Below are 17,997 nucleotides of genomic sequence, written 5' to 3' on the forward strand. Positions count from 1 at the left end.
TTGCCCCTACAGCGAAACCTTCGCCACCTTGTTCGTGTAGTCCGCCTTGGGATCCATCCCCAGCAGCATCTTCATGCCCGTCACGATGCTCGATGCGTCGATCCAGATTTCCGCTTCGTCCGGGTCCAGCCGGATCAGCGCCACGCTGGGATCATCCTTGCCGCCCGGATACCAGGCGGCGATGAAACGGTTCCACAGCCGGTCGATCACGGCCCGATCCTGGCTGGTGGTCAGGCGGCCGTGCACGGTGGCCCACACATCATGGCCCTTCGATACGAAATGCGCCATGGCGCGCGCGCCCGGGGTGATCTGCTGATACAGGCCGCCGTCGGTGGAGGTGAAGAACCAGATCGGTCCATGATAAAGGTCGCCGCGCTTTCCTTCATCCTCCAGTTGCGCCGTCATCGGCCGGGCATGGCCATCGGCGCCTTCCGCCAAACCCAGGAACATCGTGCGGTCGCTGCGCAGCGCATCCCAGAATTTGCAGGTGATGTCATGGTCGTTCGGCATGGTCGTCTCCGGCTTGTCCATGCTTTCCAAAACCGCGCAGATGCCGCAGGGTTCCCCGCTGGCGTGCCTGGCGCTACACCGCGCCCACAACATCAAGGGGATCATCATGGCCGGTCGTTTTCTCACCACCCACGTCGGCAGCCTGCCGCGCGCCACCGACCTGCTCGATCAGATCATCGCCAGGGAAGAAGGCGCTGCGGTGGACGAAGCCGCACTGGCCAGCCGCATCGAACAGGCCGTGGCCTATGTGGTGGGCAAGCAGGCCGCCGCCGGCATCGACATCATCAACGATGGCGAACAATCCAAGCCCAGCTATGCCACCTATATCAAGGATCGCCTCACCGGCTTCGGCGGCAGCGGCACCTCCTATGTCTTTCAGGACATCGAGGATTTCCCCGGCGTCAAGCAGCGCATCTTCGGCGATGAGGGCCGCAAGCACCGCAAGACCCCGGCGTGCAACGCCCCGATCAGCGTGAAGGACATGGAAGCCGTCAAGCACGACGCCGCAAATCTGAACAACGCGATTGCAGCCCACCCCGGCAAGCAGGCCTTCATGTCGGCTGCGTCGCCGGGCGTCACCGCCCTGTTCTTCCGCAACGATTATTATGCCAGCGACGAAGCCTATGTGATGGCGCTCGCCGAAGGGCTGCGCCACGAATATGAAGCCATCGTCGGCGCCGGCATCATGCTGCAGGTCGATTGCCCCGATCTCGCCATGGGCCGCCACACGCAGTTCCGTGAACTCGATCTGCCGGGCTTTCGCGATCACATGGCGCTCAACATCGCCGCGCTCAATCACGCCACGCGCAACATCGCGCCCGAACAGATGCGCATGCACCTGTGCTGGGGCAATTATCCCGGCCCGCATCACTGCGACGTGCCCTTGCAGGATATCATCGATCTGGTCTGGCAGGCCCGCCCGCACGCCATCCAGTTCGAAGCCGCCAACCCGCGCCACGCCCACGAATTCGCCATCTTCGAAAGCGTGAAGCTGCCCGATGGCAAGAAGCTGATTCCCGGCGTCGTCGAATGCCAGAGCCCCTATATCGAACACCCCGGGCTCATTGCGCAGCGCATCGCCCGCTACGCCCACCTTGTCGGCCGCGACAATGTGCAGGCCGGCATCGATTGCGGCTTTTCGATCCACGCCGGATCGGGCGGCGTCGATCCTGATGTGGTCTGGGCCAAGATGGCCGCCATGGCCGAAGGCGCGGCCATCGCCAGCAAACAATTCTGGCCCTGATCTTTACCCCCCTCCCTTGGCGCGTGCCGCGCTGGTCAACCCCTCCCCGGCGGGGAGGGGGGAGGGCTCAACCCGCCAGTTCGGCTCGCACGATGGCAGCGCCCGCCACCATCGCCTGCATCTTGCCGAATGCCGTTTCGCGCGGCAGATATTTCATGCCGCAATCGGGCGCCACGATGATGCGGGCCGGATCGACATCCATCAGCGCGCGGCGGATGCGGGCGGCCACCACGTCTGCGGTTTCGATGGCCGGGTCGGAAAGGTCGATCACGCCCAGGATGATCGTCTTGCCCGCAAGGCTTTTCAGGATGCTGGTGTCGAGGTTGGACTGCGCGGTTTCCACGCTGACTCCGCTGACGCTCGATCCGGCCAGTTCGGGCAGGAAATTATAGCCAGCCGGCCGTTCGTGGATGATCGCGGCATAACCGAAACAGATGTGCAGCGCGGTTTCGCCATTGATGCCATCCAGCGCGGCGTTCACCGCCTCCAGGCCATATTCACGGGCCTTTTCGGGTCGGGCTTGCATATAGGGCTCGTCGATCTGCACCACGTCGGCACCGGCGGCGAACAGATCGCGGATTTCGGCGTTCACCGCAGCGGCATAATCCAGCGCCATCTCGCGCTCGCTGGTGTAGAAATCATTCTGGGCCTGCTGCGCCATGGTGAACGGGCCTGGCACGGTGATCTTGATGCGGCGGTCGGTGTTGGCGCGCAGGAACTGCACGTCGCGCACCTCCACGGCATGGCGGCGGCGGATGCGGCCGGTCACCCGCGGCACCGGATTGGGATGGCCGGACCGGTCCAGCGCCGAGCCGGGATTGTCGAGATCGACGCCATCGAGCGCGGTGGCAAAGCGGTTTGAGTAGCTTTCGCGGCGCATCTCGCCATCGGTGATGATGTCCAGCCCGGCGCGCTCCTGGTCGCGGATGGCAATGATCGTGGCATCGTCCTGCGCCTGATCCAGAAACTCCGGCGCCACCCGCCACAATTCGCGCGCCCGCACGCGCGGCGGGAAGCGCCCGGCCAGCTTGGCGCGATCGATCAGCCATTCCGGCTGCGGATAACTGCCGACGAGTGACGTTGGAAACAACATGGTCTTCTCCGCTTCGGTGGTTGTGGTGGTTGCTTCATGCACGGCCAGGGCCGGTCACGGCCCATCGTACGAGATCGCCGCCGCTGCCGCACCTGACATGATGAAGCCGATCGGCCGCTGGGTCTCTTCCTGCAAGTGCCCGATCAGGCTGGCGGTGCGGGCGAGCAGCGAGATGCCCTTGAGCGCGGCAAGCGGGAAGCCGACATCGAGCATCACGGCGGGAATGGCGCCGTTGACGTTGATCGGCAGGCTGCGGCCGATGGCGCCGGGCAGGGCGGCCTGAATGGCGTTGAGGGCCGCGATGTGCGGGCCTTCGATACCATGTTCGGCGGCAAGGCGCAGCAGCAGGTTGGCGCGCGGGTCGCCATCGCTGTGCTGCGGGTGGCCAAAGCCGGGGATGGCCTGTTTCGTGGCGCGCAGCTGCGCAATCTCGCTGGCCGGATCGCCGCTGGCGACCACCTGGGCCAGGAAGCGTCCGGCGACTTCGGCGGAGCCGAGCACGACGCTGCCACAGCCGAGCAGCCCGGCAGCGACAGCGCCGTGGAAGGCTTCCGGCGCGGCGGCATAGGTCATGCGCGCGGCGACCACCGATGGCACCAGGCCGTGTTCGGCAATGGCGCACAACACGGCGTTGGCGAAATATTTCTGCGTCTCGGTGGGGGCCTGGCCGGTGACCAGCAGCCAGAAATAGCTGGTGAAATCGGTGTTGCCGATGATGTCTCCGGTCAGGTCGCGGCCGCGCACGGTGATGCTGTGCGCATCGGATGTGCAGATGGCGGAGAGCGGGGCGTCCTGCTTGCCGATGCGCATGAAAAGGGCTCCTCAGAAATTCGCAAATCGAACTTGCCTTCGATATGCGAAAAGACTAGCAACGGCAAGCTGTGTAAGGGTGCCCCGTTTCGGCTGGGGTGTAGGAAGGGGCGCCCTGGTTGGCCGCCTGCGCCGGCGCGGCGCAGGAACGTTCCAACAGGAATTCGCCGATTTCCAACGGCAAAAACAGGTGGTTTTTTGGCCGATTGTTGCAGCGAGCCGCCGCAAACAGCAGCAAAACGGCCGCAAATGCCGGCCGGGTTGATGATGTTGCGGTGCAGGAGGACGGGTGATGCAGGATCAAACCCCAGATCAGACAGCGGATCAGACGGCCGCACTGCCGCTTTCGGGTGTGACGGTGCTGGAAATGGGCACGTTCATCACCGGGCCGTGTGCCGGCATGCTGCTGGCCGATCTGGGCGCGCGGGTGATCAAGGTGGAGCAGCCGGGCACCGGCGATCCATTCCGTGCCTTCAAGGGCACGCTTTATTCCCCGCATTTTCAAACCTATAACCGCAACAAGCAATCGATCACGCTCGACACGCGCGATGCCGCCGATCTGGCTGCCTTCGATGATCTGGTGCGCGGCGCCGATGTGTTCATCCAGAATTTCCGGCCCGGCGTGGCGAAGAAGCTCGGCGTGGATTGGGACCGGCTGCGCAGCCTGAACGAAGCACTTGTTTACGCGAGCATTTCCGGTTTCGGCAGCACCGGGCCGGATGCCGCCCGGCCGGCGTTCGACACGGTGGCGCAGGCGGCCAGCGGTTTCCTGCGGCTGCTGGTCAACCCACGGCACCCACGCGTGGTCGGCCCGGCGATCGGCGATGCGATGACCGGATTCTACACGGCGCAGGGCGTGCTGGCGGCGTTGTATCAGCGGCAGCAGACCGGACGGGGGCGGCTGGTGGAAACATCGATGTTCGAAGCGATGTGCCACTTCAACCTCGATGATTTCACGCATCTTTTTGCCGCCGGTCAGGTGATGGATGCCTATTCCCGGCCGCATGTGTCGCAATCCTATGTGTTCCAGTGCAGCGATGGCCTGTGGCTGGCGCTGCACATGAGCTCGCCGCCGAAATTCTGGGAGAATCTCAGCGTTGCGGTGGAGCAGCCCGGCATGCTGGCGTTGCCGGCCTTTGCCACGCGGGACAGCCGCATCGCCCATTATGATGATGTGGTGGCGCATCTGGCGCCGCTGTTCGCCGGCCGCCCCCGCGCCGAATGGCTGGCACGGCTGCGCGATCTGGAGGTGCCATCCGCCGCAGTGGCGACCAGCGCCGAAGTGCTGGAAAATGATCAGGCGAAGCATCTGCAGCTCGAGGTTTCGGCGCCGGGGCCGATGGGCGAATTCCGCACCATCCGGTCGCCGCTCAGCTTCGATGGGCAGCGCAGCCTGAACGTCACCGCGCCGCCGCTGCTTGGGCAGGACAATGCCAAGATCCTGGGGCGATAGTGCTGCGTTGGCCGGCGAGTTGACGCCAGGCGGACAAGCCTGTCAGACGCAGCGGATGACGGCTGGCAAGGATCCGGAATATCTGTCCACCCTGGAACGCGGCCTGAAGGTGCTGCGCGCCTTTGATGCGACGCGACCCGAGATGGCGCTTTCGGACGTGGCAGCAGCAACCGCGCTGTCGCCGGCAGTGGCGCGGCGTTGCCTCAACACGCTGGTGGCATTGGGGTATGTCAAGCAGGATGGAAGGCGGTTCCTGTTGACGCCGGAGGTGCTGACCTTTGGGTCGGCCTATCTGGATTCGATGAACATCGAAAGCGTGGCGGTGCCGCCGCTGCAGGCGCTGGGCCAGACCACCGGCGATTCGGTGAGCCTGGCGGTGCTGTCGGGGCGGGATATATTGTATGTCTGCCACATCCCATCGAACCGCCGCATCCGGCTGGGTGCCGGGGTGGGCACGCGCTTCCCGCTCCACGCCACGTCGATGGGCAAGGTGCTGCTCGCCTACAGCAGCGAGGCCGTGATCGCGGAATTGCTTGGCCAGCCGCTGACCCGGCTGACCGAGCGGACGTTGACCGACCCGGCGAGCGTCCGCAGCCGATTGGCGGCCGTGCGCGACCGTCATTACGACAGCGCGCTCGATGAACTGGATTATGGCATTGTCTCCGTGGCGGTGCCGGTGCGCGACAGTGGCGGCAAGGTGGTGGCTGCGATCAACTGCTCCACCTCCACCACGCGGATCAGCCAGGATGAGCTGGTGCGCACCCGATTGCCGTTGCTGCAGGAGGCCGCCGGTGCGATTGAAGCGGAATTGCGCCGCTTCCCGATGCTGGCGCGATCACTGGCGCGCTGACGCGGTGCGTTGCCGAAAAGTGACATCGGGGAATCAAAACGCGGCGTGATGCCGCAAAGCGGCCTCGGTAGCCTGCCAACGCCCAATTCTTCGCATATCGAACTTGACTTCGCAATACGAAAGGCTAATCCCCAAAACAGGCAAGCCATGCCGGCCTTCTCTGTCGTTACCCGGCGGACAGGATCAGGCGGCGGCCGCCGCGGTCTGCCGCATCTGGGGAGGTTCAATATGGCAATTTCGTTCAAGATCATCGGTTTGGCTGGCGCTTCGGCAATTGCTCTGGCGGCTTCGCCGGTGCTGGCGCAAACCGCGGCCGCGCCCGAAACCAGTGCGGACAGTGGCGAGATCATCGTCACCGCCACGCGTCGCGCCGGCACGGTGCAGGAAACGCCGGCCGCCATCGCCGCCTTCAGCGCCGCCACCATCCAGGCCGCCGGCATCGAGCGGCCGGGCGATTTCATCGGGCTGACCAGCAACGTCAATCTGGTGGAAACCCAGAATGCCGGCAACGCCTTCGTCATCATCCGCGGCATCACCCAGGCCCGCAACAGCGAGCCATCGGTGGCGGTGATCGTCGACGGCATCCAGCAGGTGAACCCGGCGCAGTTCAACCAGGAACTGTTCGATATCGAACAGATCGAAGTGCTGAAGGGCCCGCAGGGCGGTCTCTATGGCCGCAACGCCATCGGCGGCGCCATCATCATCAAGTCCAAGGCCCCCACCGATGAAATGGCCGGCAAGATCACCGCCGGGGTGGACAATGGCTTCGGCTATTATGTGCGCGGCAATGTTTCGGGCCCGCTGGCCGAAAATCTGAAATTCCGCCTGTCGGGCAGCTGGTACGATACCGATGGTTTCATCCAGAACACGTTCCTGAACGAGAAGGCAGATCCGATCAAGGATCTGAACCTGCGCGGCAATCTGCTGTGGACCCCCACCGCCGGTCTCGATGTCGATCTGCGCGTCAGCTATTCCAACCTGCAGACGCAGGCGCTGTATTTCAACATCGTCAATGATGTGAACAACACCTCGCTGCCGGTGCGCGTCAACAATCGCGGCCAGAACGATCGCGAAATGTGGAACGGCGCGCTGAAGCTGAAGTACAGTGGCGATTTCGGCACCGTTTCCAACGTCTTTGCCTACGATCGCGTGACGGAAGTGCTGACCGGTGATGCGTTCAACTTCCTGCCAATTCGCGAATCCCTGTTCTTCCAGTTCTTCGGGTTCGATCTCAACCAGAGCCAGTATCTGGAAGTCGATGCCTGGTCGAACGAGCTGCGCTATGAATCGCCGTCCGACAAGCCGGTGCAGTTTGTCGCCGGGACCTACATGGTGGGCACCAAGCGCTTCATTTCCACCGGCAACATGATCGACACCGGCGCCGGCGTATTCCCGGTATTCCGCACCCCCAGCACCAATGCGGCCAACCCGCAGTTCAGCTTCCTGTCGGACAGCCAGGACAATTTCGCCTGGGCGGTCTTTGCCAACACAAGCTGGAAAGTGAACGAGCAACTGCGGGTGGACGCCTCGCTGCGTTATGACCGCGACAATCGTGAGAACACCACGCTCACCCCCACCGCATTCCTGCCCAACGTGGCCGGCTTTCCACAGGGTCGCAGCGGCGATGTCCGCGAGCGCAGCTTCCAGTCCTGGCAGCCGAAGTTCACCATCAGCTACAAGCCGATCGACGAAGTGAACCTGTACGGTGGCTGGAGCCGCGGCTTCCGCTCCGGCGGCTTCAACCAGACCGGTGTGGGCGCGGTGGCAGCCGGCAACGGCATTGTCGGCGTGAGCGACATCTTCAACGCCGAAGTGGCGGAAACCTGGGAAGTCGGCGTGAAGACGCAGACCAGCGACCGCCTGTTCACCTTCAACGCGGCGGCCTTCTCCACCCGCACGGAAAACAGCTATTTCTTCGTGTTCCTGGCCGCCAACTCGACGCAGAATCTCGGCAATGTGCCGCTGGCGCAGATCAAGGGCTTTGAACTCGAAGCCAGCCTGCGCCCGATGAAGGGCCTGGATATCAATGTCGGCCTGGGCTATACGGACAGCAATATCAAGGCGTTCGCAGATGCCCGCCGCATCGGCAACGAATTGCCGCTGATCAGCCGCTACACGCTGAATGCCGGCATCAACTATGCCCGGCCGATCACCGACACGCTCGATCTCAACGCCCGGCTCGATTATCGCCGCACCGGTCGGACCTGGTGGGATGTGGAAAACAGCACCAGCCGCGATCCGGTGGATATCGTCGATGCCCGCCTGGGGGTCTCCACCAAGCGCTTCAGCGTGACGGCGTTCAGCCAGAACCTGACCAACAGCATCTACAACGCCGAATTTTCGCCGGGCGGCTTTGTGTTCAAGGCGCGTCCGCGGCGCTATGGTATCGAAGCCAGCGTCAATTTCTGATCAGGAGTAACCCCATGGCCCGCGTCCTCGTGCTTTACTATTCCAGCTATGGCCATATCGAGACCATGGCGCATGCGGTGGCAGAGGGCGCGGCCAGTGTGGCGGGTTGCCAGGTGGCTGTGAAACGGGTGCCGGAACTGGCACCAGTCGAGGTGACGGCGGCCTATGGCTTCAAGACGGAGCAGGATGCCGCCATCGCCGATCCGAACGAGCTGGCCGATTATGATGCCATCATCATCGGCACGCCGACCCGCTTCGGCAACATGGCCGCCCAGATGCGCAACTTTCTGGATCAGACCGGCGGCCTGTGGGCCAAGGGCGCGCTGATCGGCAAGGTCGGCAGCGCATTTGTCTCCACCGCCAGCCAACATGGCGGCCAGGAAACCACGCTCACCAGCACCCATACCACCTTGCTGCACCATGGCATGATCATCGTCGGCTTGCCCTACAGCTTTGCCGGCAACACCATCATGAGCGAGATTTCCGGCGGCACGCCCTATGGCGCCAGCACGATCGCCGGCGGCGATGGCAGCCGCCAGCCCTCGGAAAACGAATTGGCCGGCGCGCGTTTCCAGGGCAAGCATGTCGCGGAAATTGCCGGCAAATTGTTCGGCTGAACCATCTTGCGATCCATCTTTGAGGGGAGGACCATATGAGCATCACCCGCCGCCCGAACCGTCTGCATCACACCGCCTATGTCACCAAGGATCTGGAGGCGACGCGGGCCTTTTACGAAGATGTGATCGGCCTGCCGCTGATTGCCACCTGGACCGAAGCGGACGAGCTGTTCGGCAAGCTGCGCACCTATTGCCATGTCTTTTTCGAATTGGCCGATGGCTCCTGCCTGGCATTCTTCCAGTTCGTCGATGCGGACGATCAGGCCGAATTCGGCCCCGATATTCCGTACAGCCCGTTCATCCACATCGCGCTGCATGTCGATCAGGACACCCAGGCCGATATGGAAGCCCGCATCGCCGCCGCCGGCATCGTCGAGCCGCAAACCTATGTGCTGGAACATGGTTATTGCCGGTCGGTCTATGTCACCGATCCCAACGGCATGATCCTGGAATTCACCTACGATGCACCGCAGGCGCTCGATCCGGCGCTGGATGCGGCCCGCCGTGCCTCTGCCCATGCCGATCTGAAGCGCTGGCTGGCGGGCGATCACAGCAACAACAATCATTTCCGCACTGCCGCCTGAGGGCGGCCGGTGACGCCCATGCCGGCGGTTGCGACGGGCATGGACGGTGCCTTCGCCGATGGCCGCACGCACCGGATCGCCGTGCCCGGCGGTGATCTGGTGGTCGAGATTGCCGGATTGGATCCGGGGCGCGGCCCAGCGCTGATCTTCTGGCACGGCTGGACCCTGGATCGTCGCCAGTGGCGTGGCCAGGCGCCGCTGGCCGATCACTTCACCCTGGTGGCGGTGGATCGGCGCGGCTTTGGCGAGGCGACCGCGCCGCCGGGCCTGGGCGAAGAACCCGCCGACGTAACCCGGGTGGCGGCGGCGCTGGGCCTGAGCCGCTATCATCTTGTCGGCTTCAGCCAGGGTGGCAAGGTTGCGCTGGCACACGCGGCGGCGCGGCCTGCGGGCCTCGATCGGCTGGTGGTGATCGGCGCGCCGCTGGATGCCGATCTGTCCGATCCGCAAGACGTCCTGCCGCTGGCCGAAATGACCGTGCTGGCCGCGGCAGGCCGTCTGGATGCGATGCGGCAATTGTGGCTGGCCGATCCGCTCACGGCCGCCCAGCCGGCGGTGCGCAGCGCGGTGGTGGCCATGTTGGCGCGCTATCGGGCACGCGACCTGCTGGCGCCGGGCCAGAAGCTCAGCGTGACGCTGGGTGATGTGCGCCGCATCAAGGTGCCGGCCACGGCCCTGGCCGGCGCGGATGATACGCCGTGGCGGCGGGCGGTGGCGGCGGCGCTTGGTTCGGCTGGCTTTGCGACCGGCCTGATTGCCGGGGGCGGCCATCTCGCGCCGATGGAGGCGCCGGCCGCCACCAATGCCGCGATTGTCGCGGCATTGGGCTGACGCGCGGCTTGCCGGCGGCCGGGCGCGGTGCGATGGCAAATCCTCAAACCCGCAGCGGAGGCGCAACAATCAGATGGGCAAGTTGTCCGGTATCCGCGTGATTGATCTCAGCCAGTTCCTGCCTGGCCCGATGCTGACCATGATGATGGCCGATCAGGGCGCCACCGTGATCAAGATCGAACCGCCGGCCGGCGATCCCGCGCGGGAACAAGGCCCGTTCGAGGCTGGCCACAGCATCTGGTTCGCCAATCTCAACCGCGGCAAATCCAGCGTGGTGCTCGATCTGAAAAGCGATGCCGGCAGGGACGCGCTCGCCGAATTGGTGCGCGGCGCCGATGTGTTCGTGGAAGGCTTCCGCCCCGGCGTGATGGCCCGGCTGGGCTTTGGCTGGCAGGCTGTGCAGGCCATCAATCCGCGCATCGTCTATTGCTCGCTGTCCGCCTTCGGCCAGTCGGGTGCGCTTTCCGATCATCCGGCGCACGACATGGCGGTGCAGGCGCTGGCTGGTTTTCTCAGCGTGAACGATGGCCCGGAGGGCAAGGGTGGGATTGGGCCGGTGGTGCCCGGCGTGCCGGCGGCGGATGTGGCGGCCGGCCTGACGGGCCTGTCGGCGGTGCTGATGGCGCTGATCGGCCGGGAACGCAGCGGGCAGGGCGACTATATCGATATCGCCATGTTCGACAGCCTGCTGCCCTGGTGCGCCCACACTGCCGGCGCGGCGATCGCCGGCGGCCCGGCGCCGACATCGGCCTCCCAACGCTCGCTGGGCGGTGCCGCCTTCTACAATGTCTATACCTGCGCCGATGGCCGGCACATCGTGCTGGGCGGGCGGGAGATCAAGTTCGCGAGGCATCTGCTCACCGCGCTGGGCCGGCCCGATCTGATCGCCCTGGCGCAAGCCGAGGCCGGGCCGGCACAGGCGCCGTTGATCGCCTATTTGCGCGAGACATTCGCCACCCGCAGCCGCGATGCGTGGGAATCGTATATGGCCGATCTCGATGTGGCGTTCGCACCGGTGCTGGATTTCGCCGAAGCCTTTGCCAGCGATCACGTCGCGCAGCGCGGTCTGATCGTCGAGGCCCATGGCCGCCACCAGATCGCGCCGGCCATCCGCTTTGCCGGCGAGACCTGGACGCCGGGGCCGGTGCCGGAACTGGGAGATTCCATGCCATGACGCTGCGCTTGCAACAGGACGGCGCCGTCGCCCGGCTGCTGATCGATCGCCCCGACAAGCGCAATGCCTTCAGCCTGGCGATGTGGCAGACGCTGCCGCGGCTGCTGGCCGCTGCGGCGGCCGATCCTGGCTTGCGCGTGCTGGTGGTGCAGTCGGCCAATGGCGGGGCGTTTTGCGCCGGGGCCGATATCGATGAAATGCTGGCCAACCGCGACGATGCAGATTGGCGCGCTGCCAATCAGGCGGCGATCAACCGCGCGCAATTTGAACTCACGCGTTTTCCGCTGCCCACCATCGCCTTCGTCACCGGCGATTGTGTCGGCGGCGGCTGCGGGCTGGCACTGGCCTGCGATCTGCGCATTGCCACAGCGGCGGCGCGGCTTGGCATCACCCCGGCCAAGCTCGGTCTGGTCTATCCGCTGCATGATGTGAAATTGCTGGTCGATCTGGTCGGGCCGGGCCAGGCGCGGCGCCTGTTGTTCACCGGCAGCCTGCTCGGCGCCGAGGAGGCGCTGCGCATCGGGCTGGTGGAATTGATCGCCGACACGCCTGCGCCGGTGATCGAGGCCATCGTCGGCGGTTCGCGCCATTCCACCAAGGCGATCAAGGGCTTCGTGCGCCGTGTGCTCGATGGCCAGGCGGCGGAAGATGCCGAAACCGCTGCCATCTTCGCTGCAGCCTTCACGGGTGCGGACTTTGCCGAAGGCGCCGCCGCCTTTGTCGCCAAGCGCAAGCCGGTCTTTCGCGCCTGACGTTTGAGCCGGGTGGCGCGGCCGCGGACGACGGGCCATGTTGCCCCATGCGCGCTGCCGTCTGTTCCCGTCTGTCCGATGATCTGTCCGGCCTTGCCCTGGTCGATGACTGGCCGGAGCCGCCCGCGCCGGGGCCGGGCGAAGTGCAGGTTGCGGTCAGCCATGTCAGCCTGAATTTCCCGGATTGGCTGATGCTGCAAGGCGGTTACCAGTACAAACCGGACCTGCCGTTCATCCCCGGCACCGAAGCGACCGGCCAGGTTGTCGCGGCGGGCGCAGGGGCGGAGGCGCTGCTGGGCCAGCATGTGATGCTGGGCGGCCGGTCGGGCATGATGGCCGAGCGCGTCACCCTGAAGGCAGGCAGTGTGCGGGCCGTGCCGGCAGGGCTCAGCCTGGCCGAGGCCGCCGCCTTCACCGTGGGCGCGCTCACCGCCTGGGTCGGCCTGGTCGAGCGTGGCCGCATCGCCGCCGGGGAACGGGTGCTGGTGACGGGTGCGGGCGGCGGCATGGGCCGCGTTGCGGTGCAACTGGCAGTGCACATGGGGGCGCATGTCGTGGCGCTGGCCAGCAGCCCGGCGCGGTTGCAACTGGCGCGCGAGGCCGGCGCGCATGAGGCCTTTCTGGTCGATCGCGAGACCCCGGACATTCCGCTGCGCGATATCGATCTGGTGTTCGATCCCGTCGCCGGGCCGCTGGTGCTGCCGCTGGTCAAATGCCTGCGCCGCGGTGGCCGCTATGCCATCATCGGCTTTGTCGGTGGGCGTGGGCCAGCGGTGCCGCTGAATCGGCTGTTGCTGAAGGAAATCGAACTGGTCGGCGTGCGGGCGGGCGAACAGGGGCGGCAAGACCCGGCGGCCGGCGTGCGCCACATCGCCGAGATCGACGCGCGGGCCGTGCACATGCGCCCGCATATCGGGCTGGAACTGCCCTTGGCCGCGGTGCGGGATGCGTTTGTGGCCATGGGGGCGGGGCGGATTGATGGGAAGTGCGTGATCGGGGTTTGAACTTGGGATCCCCCTCCGTCAGCCTTCGGCGGCCACCGCCCCCAGAGGGGGAGGCGCTTGGTGATCCTCCCCCTTCTGGGGGCGGTGGCACGCGAAGCGTGACGCAGGGGGGCGGACGGGACCGCCTCAGCCAAACGCCGCCCGCGTCGCTTCATCCGCCGGGAACAGCAATTCCAGCCGCAGATCGCGCACGGTCACATCTTCCGACGTGCCGCACTGGGCAATCACCGACAGGAACGACAGCCGCCCGCCGGGGGAATTGTAGATCACCGGCATGATCGGCGATCGCAGCCGCGCGCTCGGTTTGAAGGGGTGGCGCTGCGCCGCAGCGCGGGTGATGGCGATCAGATCGGCCAGCACCGGATCATCGCCGGCCAGCGCCTGCTCCAACGCCAGCCGCTCCAGGCTTTCGTGCAGCACCTGGGGCAGATTGGCGATCAATTCGGCGGACCGTGGATGCGTGGCGGTGAGCGCAAACACATTCGGCGGGCCATTCCAGCCCTCCAGCAGCGGGCCGAGCATCGCGGCGGCCGCCGGGCTTGCCTCCAGCACATTCCAGTGCCGATCACACAGCAGCGCCGGGAAGGGGGCATGGTTCGCCATCATCTGGGTGAGGATCGCCCGGAACGGCGCCACCGCTTCGGAACTGAGCGGCGATGCCGGAAACGCCGCCGCAAAACCCGCCGCGGTGAGCAACTGGTTGCGCTGCCACAGCGGCAGCGCCAGCGCCTCGGCCAGGGTCAGCACCATCTCGCGGCTTGGGGACGCGCGCCCGGATTCCAGGAAGCTCAAGTGCCGCGCACTCACCCCGGCATCCAGCGCCAGCGCCATCTGGCTGAGCCGCCGGCTGGCGCGCGCCGTGCGCAGCGCGGTGCCGAACGGGCCGGGGTCGTGCAGGTCGGGACGGGTCGCCATGGGTGCATTGTGCCACAGGCGCGCAGGCGCGCAATGATGTGGCAGGTAAGGGTGGGGATGATGTGGTTGGCCGAAGCCAACAGACCTCCGCCCGGATCAAGTCCCGGCTGATGTGGGCAGTGCTTGAAGCCCTGCACCTGGTTTCGGGTTGGTTCCGGCCGATGGGACGGGTTGACCCACGAGACGCACGATGGCTTTCGCCCGGAATCCGGCATTGGTTCGCACGGCGCCGGCTCCGAACGTCCTGACGTCGTGCGGTTCCGGGCTTCGACAGTTCCGCTTGCTGCGGGGCCCGGACATTGCGGCCTGTTCAAGATGGCTCTTGCCCGAACGAAATGTGGGATTCAGCCCTGAAGTGTAAAAAAATAATACAGTTTGGCCAGGGAACTTTTTACGTTTTTCCGATCCTTCACGGTGAAAAACGCCGGCACGCACTTGGCACGATATATGCTTGAAATGTGGTGCGCGGGGTCAACCTTGTCGACGTAAGGATTACCAACAAAATGGCTTTCTCCCGTATTTCCCTACCGCTCGCCGCACTCGCCATTGTGCTTGGTGCCACGGGTGCGAATGCGCTCACGCTCACCAGGGCTGCCGTCACTGGCGCGTCGGGCACGATCTGGACGACCGGGCAAACCGGCAACTACACGCTGTTCGTCGCCACCCCGAATGCGGGCGACTATCTCAACCCGAACGATCAACCGATCAGCCTTGGCATCGCGCCCGACGCCATCACGCGCGCTTTGCTGTCTGGTGAAGGTTATCTGCCCGGTACGGTCGTCGATTCAGATGCGATCTACAATTTGACGCTCAACTTCGACACCGGTCAGACGCTGACGGGCATGTACACGCCGCTGACGAACACGTTCAACAGCGGCAGTTCGTTCACGTCGGGCGGCCAAAGCTACGCGTTGATCGAGTTCTCGTTTCGCCGTGACCTCGGCGACTCGGTACAAGCCAACGTTGCAACGTTCGGCGGCGACGGCAATGACTATAACGGCAACTTCCGCCTCCAATCCGGTGCGGTTCCGGAGCCCGCCATGTGGCTGATGATGCTCGGCGGCTTCGGACTGGTCGGCGCATCCATGCGTCGTCGCTCGCACGCAGCCATCGCTGCCTGACCCGGCAACCAACCGGCAGATCAAAGGGGCGTCGTGGCAACACGGCGCCCTTTTCTTGCGGCCAGGCCTGATGGAGGCGTGCGTGCCAGAACATGTTGGCGCAAGCTTCGATTTCGCCCGTCTTTCCTTCAAGGCGGCTCGTGGCGGCAGGCCGATGCGGGGCCTGTCCTACACCGCCGAAGCCTGTCATCATGACAAGAGCGGTTGGTCTGGCGCCGGGCAGGGATGATCACTGAAAACAACGCTGAACCCCGCCGGATTCGTCAATTTGGTCAAAACTGCCGCCGGTGGATTCGCCACTTTGCCCGCAAGTGCGCGGGCTGTGATCTGGTTTTCCGTTCTTTTTCAGGTCAGGAAAAGGCGCGGTGCCGACGCCTGAATCGAACGGGTGCGGGGGCCGCCGCTGCCCACGTCACGGGCTTGATCCGGGGCGCAGGCCTCTTCTGATTTCTCATATCCTATGCACCCGGTAATTGCGGCGCTTCCCCGCCCGGTCCAGTATGGCGAGGCAATCAGGCAGAGGGGTCCGGCAATGACGCGCATTTTCTGGCAGCAATGGCTGCACATCTGGTGCTGGGCGATGATCGGTCTTGGTGTGGTGTTTTCGGCGGCCGGAGTGCCGGGGCTGGATGGCGCGGCGGGGGCGTTCTACCAGATGGTCAGCCTGGGCACGCTTTCGGCGGCGGATTTCGCGGCGCCGGGGATGCGGTTGACGGTGTCGCTGGCCGGGGCGGTGATGCTGGGTTGGGGGTTGTGTCTGCTCGCCATATACCGGGCGTGCGGCGCTGAACCGGTGGTGTGGCGCGGGTTGGGCTGGGGCGTGTTCGGGTGGTGGGCGGCGGATTCGGCGCTGTCGATGCTGAATGGTGTGCCGGTGAATGTGGTGACGAATACGGTGCTGGTGACGGCCTATCTGGTGCCGGCGGTCAAATTGGGGTTCTTCAAACCGGAAACGGGGTCCAGATCACCTGCCTGATGTCGGTGCCGCCCAGCGCCAGCAGCGCCAGCCGATCAAAGCCGAGCGCGACGCCACTGGCCGGCGGCATGGCGCCCAAGGCCGCGAGGAAATCCTCGTCGAGCGGATAGCGCCGGGCGTAGAGGCGCTGCTTCTCGTCCATGTCGGCTTCGAACCGCCGGCGCTGCTCGACGGCATCGGTGAGTTCGCCGAAGCCGTTGGCGAGTTCCACGCCGCAGGCATAGGCTTCGAAGCGTTCGGCCCAACGCGGATCGGTGGGGCAGGGGCGGGCAAGCGCGGCCTCGCAGACGGGATAGTGGGTTAGGAAGGTCAGGCGGTCGCGGCCCAATAACGGTTCGATGGTGACGATCACCCGGCTGAACAGGTCGGACCAGGTGTCGTCGCCGCGCACGTCGAGGCCGATGCGCGACACTTCGGCGGCCAGCGCGTCGCGATCATCCAGGCATGCGGCGAGATCGATGCCGGCGTGGGCTGCGAAGGCGTCGGCGACGCTGAGCATGTCGGGTTCGGCCAGCGCGTCGCAGCTACGGCCGCGCCAGCGCAGCAGGCCACCGCCAGCCACTTGCGCAGCGCGGGCCAGTGCCAGTGTGTCGGTGATCACGGTGGTCCAATCCGCGTCGGTGCGATACCATTCGACCATGGTGAATTCGGGGCTGTGCAGCGGGCCGACTTCGCCGTTGCGCCAGACGCGGGCGAAATCGACGATCCGCGTTTCACCGGCCGCCAGCAACTTCTTGGCGGCAAATTCCGGGCTGGTGTGCAGATAACGTGTCTGTTCCGCTTCGCCGTCCGGGCGCCACAGCACGGGAAAGCCATGCAGGTGGATTTCGTTGCCGGGCGACAGTTGCACGGCGCCGCATTCCACCTCGGTAAAGCCCTGATCGGCGAACCAGTGGCGCAGCGCCGCCTTGACCCGGTTGCGGCCGAGCAGGAAGGGGCGGCGGTCAGCGTGGATGTCGGCATGCCAGAACGGGCGAGGCAAGATGATTTTCCCAATCATGATTTAGCTTGAACAGTCATGCTGCCATGCCCTAACGCCGGGCAGCATTATCGGTGCGTTGGCGCATAGGGGATAGCATGGTCAAGGAAATCGCGAGCAATTTCCGCAAGGGTCAGGTGATCGAGCACGAGGACAACCATCTGTATGTCGTGCTCAAGGCGGAAACCTTCCGCCCCGGCAAGGGCACGCCGACCACCACCATCGACATGCGCCGCATTTCCGATGGCGTGAAAACGGTGATCACCGTGAAAACCACCGACAGCCTGGAAAAGGCGTTTGTCGAGGAAGTGCCGCACAATTATCTCTACAAGGATGGAGAGGAGTATATCTTCATCAATAACGAAACCTATGACCAGATCAGCCTGACTGAAACGATGATCGGCGATGGCATCGGGTTCCTGCAGGAAAATGCCGAGTGCAAGATCCTGATGTTCGATGGCAAGGCAATCACCATCACCCTGCCGACCCGCGTGACCATGGCGATCACCGCCACCGAGCCGGTGATGAAGGGCCAGACCGCCAGTTCCAGCTACAAGCCGGCAACGGTGGAATCCGGCGCCCGCGTGATGGTGCCGCCGCATATCGAAGTCGGCACGCGCATCGTCATCAACACCGAGGATTCGAGTTACGTGGAGCGCGCCAAGGACTGAGGCGC

General features: G+C 65.1%; 18 protein-coding genes. 13 read left to right on the forward strand and 5 right to left on the reverse strand.

Going from position 1 to position 17,997, the window contains the following annotated elements:
- Positions 1-6: 6 nt before the first annotated feature.
- Positions 7-510: a pyridoxamine 5'-phosphate oxidase family protein gene (locus ABWP22_RS03195; RefSeq protein WP_353198500.1), complete on the reverse strand. Its 504-nt coding sequence runs from the start codon at positions 508-510 to the stop codon at positions 7-9.
- 40 nt (positions 511-550) lie between these two features.
- Between ABWP22_RS03195 and ABWP22_RS03200 the strand changes: the two genes are divergently transcribed.
- A complete protein-coding gene (locus ABWP22_RS03200; protein WP_353198501.1) occupies positions 551-1,753 on the forward strand; it encodes a cobalamin-independent methionine synthase II family protein in 1,203 nt (400 codons plus the stop codon).
- A gap of 67 nt (positions 1,754-1,820) precedes the next feature.
- On the opposite strand, the gene ABWP22_RS03205 is transcribed toward ABWP22_RS03200, so the two are convergent.
- Together ABWP22_RS03205 and ABWP22_RS03210 are read right to left on the reverse strand one after the other, a co-directional pair.
- Positions 1,821-2,846 carry a uroporphyrinogen decarboxylase family protein gene (locus ABWP22_RS03205; RefSeq protein ID WP_353198502.1) on the reverse strand — a complete coding sequence of 342 codons (1,026 nt, stop codon included), beginning with the start codon at positions 2,844-2,846 and terminating at the stop codon, positions 1,821-1,823.
- A gap of 54 nt (positions 2,847-2,900) precedes the next feature.
- Complete coding sequence (locus tag ABWP22_RS03210) at positions 2,901-3,656, reverse strand: citryl-CoA lyase (RefSeq protein ID WP_353198503.1); 756 nt, start codon at positions 3,654-3,656, stop codon at positions 2,901-2,903.
- 292 nt (positions 3,657-3,948) lie between these two features.
- Between ABWP22_RS03210 and ABWP22_RS03215 the strand changes: the two genes are divergently transcribed.
- The 9 genes from ABWP22_RS03215 to ABWP22_RS03255 all read left to right on the forward strand — a co-directional run bounded on the left by ABWP22_RS03215 (position 3,949) and on the right by ABWP22_RS03255 (position 13,330).
- A complete protein-coding gene (locus ABWP22_RS03215) occupies positions 3,949-5,109 on the forward strand; it encodes a CaiB/BaiF CoA transferase family protein (protein ID WP_353198504.1) in 1,161 nt (386 codons plus the stop codon).
- A gap of 55 nt (positions 5,110-5,164) precedes the next feature.
- Entirely contained in the window at positions 5,165-5,959 is a 795-nt protein-coding gene (locus ABWP22_RS03220; RefSeq protein WP_353198505.1) for an IclR family transcriptional regulator domain-containing protein, read from the forward strand.
- 228 nt (positions 5,960-6,187) lie between these two features.
- Positions 6,188-8,368, forward strand: coding sequence for a TonB-dependent receptor (locus tag ABWP22_RS03225; RefSeq protein WP_353198506.1), 2,181 nt, complete (start codon positions 6,188-6,190; stop codon positions 8,366-8,368).
- Positions 8,369-8,382: 14 nt separating this feature from the next.
- Positions 8,383-8,985, forward strand: a complete 603-nt coding sequence (gene wrbA / locus ABWP22_RS03230; protein WP_353198507.1) for an NAD(P)H:quinone oxidoreductase — start codon at positions 8,383-8,385, stop codon at positions 8,983-8,985.
- A gap of 35 nt (positions 8,986-9,020) precedes the next feature.
- Entirely contained in the window at positions 9,021-9,569 is a 549-nt protein-coding gene (locus ABWP22_RS03235) for a VOC family protein (RefSeq protein WP_353198508.1), read from the forward strand.
- Positions 9,570-9,608: 39 nt separating this feature from the next.
- Positions 9,609-10,400, forward strand: a complete 792-nt coding sequence (locus ABWP22_RS03240) for an alpha/beta fold hydrolase (protein ID WP_353198509.1) — start codon at positions 9,609-9,611, stop codon at positions 10,398-10,400.
- A gap of 73 nt (positions 10,401-10,473) precedes the next feature.
- Positions 10,474-11,574, forward strand: a complete 1,101-nt coding sequence (locus ABWP22_RS03245; RefSeq protein ID WP_353198510.1) for a CaiB/BaiF CoA transferase family protein — start codon at positions 10,474-10,476, stop codon at positions 11,572-11,574.
- A complete protein-coding gene (locus ABWP22_RS03250) occupies positions 11,571-12,326 on the forward strand; it encodes an enoyl-CoA hydratase/isomerase family protein (protein ID WP_353198511.1) in 756 nt (251 codons plus the stop codon). The genes ABWP22_RS03245 and ABWP22_RS03250 overlap by 4 nt, the downstream gene beginning before the upstream one ends.
- A gap of 47 nt (positions 12,327-12,373) precedes the next feature.
- Positions 12,374-13,330: a zinc-binding dehydrogenase gene (locus ABWP22_RS03255; protein WP_353198512.1), complete on the forward strand. Its 957-nt coding sequence runs from the start codon at positions 12,374-12,376 to the stop codon at positions 13,328-13,330.
- Positions 13,331-13,456: 126 nt separating this feature from the next.
- On the opposite strand, the gene ABWP22_RS03260 is transcribed toward ABWP22_RS03255, so the two are convergent.
- Positions 13,457-14,245 carry a helix-turn-helix domain-containing protein gene (locus tag ABWP22_RS03260; RefSeq protein WP_353198513.1) on the reverse strand — a complete coding sequence of 263 codons (789 nt, stop codon included), beginning with the start codon at positions 14,243-14,245 and terminating at the stop codon, positions 13,457-13,459.
- A 503-nt stretch (positions 14,246-14,748) separates the two neighbouring features.
- Here ABWP22_RS03260 and ABWP22_RS03265 point away from each other — a divergent pair.
- Together ABWP22_RS03265 and ABWP22_RS03270 are read left to right on the forward strand one after the other, a co-directional pair.
- Positions 14,749-15,366 carry a PEPxxWA-CTERM sorting domain-containing protein gene (locus tag ABWP22_RS03265; protein ID WP_353198514.1) on the forward strand — a complete coding sequence of 206 codons (618 nt, stop codon included), beginning with the start codon at positions 14,749-14,751 and terminating at the stop codon, positions 15,364-15,366.
- A 532-nt stretch (positions 15,367-15,898) separates the two neighbouring features.
- A complete protein-coding gene (locus ABWP22_RS03270) occupies positions 15,899-16,342 on the forward strand; it encodes a hypothetical protein (protein ID WP_353198515.1) in 444 nt (147 codons plus the stop codon).
- On the opposite strand, the gene epmA is transcribed toward ABWP22_RS03270, so the two are convergent.
- The gene (epmA, locus tag ABWP22_RS03275) at positions 16,308-17,324 is read right to left on the reverse strand and encodes an EF-P lysine aminoacylase EpmA (RefSeq protein WP_353198516.1); all 1,017 of its coding nucleotides are present in this window, start codon (positions 17,322-17,324) and stop codon (positions 16,308-16,310) included. The two genes, ABWP22_RS03270 and epmA, sit on opposite strands and share 35 nt — an antisense overlap.
- A 95-nt stretch (positions 17,325-17,419) precedes the next feature.
- On the opposite strand from epmA, the gene efp reads away from it, so the two are divergent.
- On the forward strand, positions 17,420-17,992 hold the full coding sequence (gene efp, locus ABWP22_RS03280; protein ID WP_353198517.1) for an elongation factor P: 573 nt from the start codon (positions 17,420-17,422) through the stop codon (positions 17,990-17,992).
- Positions 17,993-17,997 lie beyond the last annotated feature (5 nt).

The organism is Sandarakinorhabdus sp., assembly GCF_040398665.1.
GTDB lineage: Bacteria > Pseudomonadota > Alphaproteobacteria > Sphingomonadales > Sphingomonadaceae > Sandarakinorhabdus.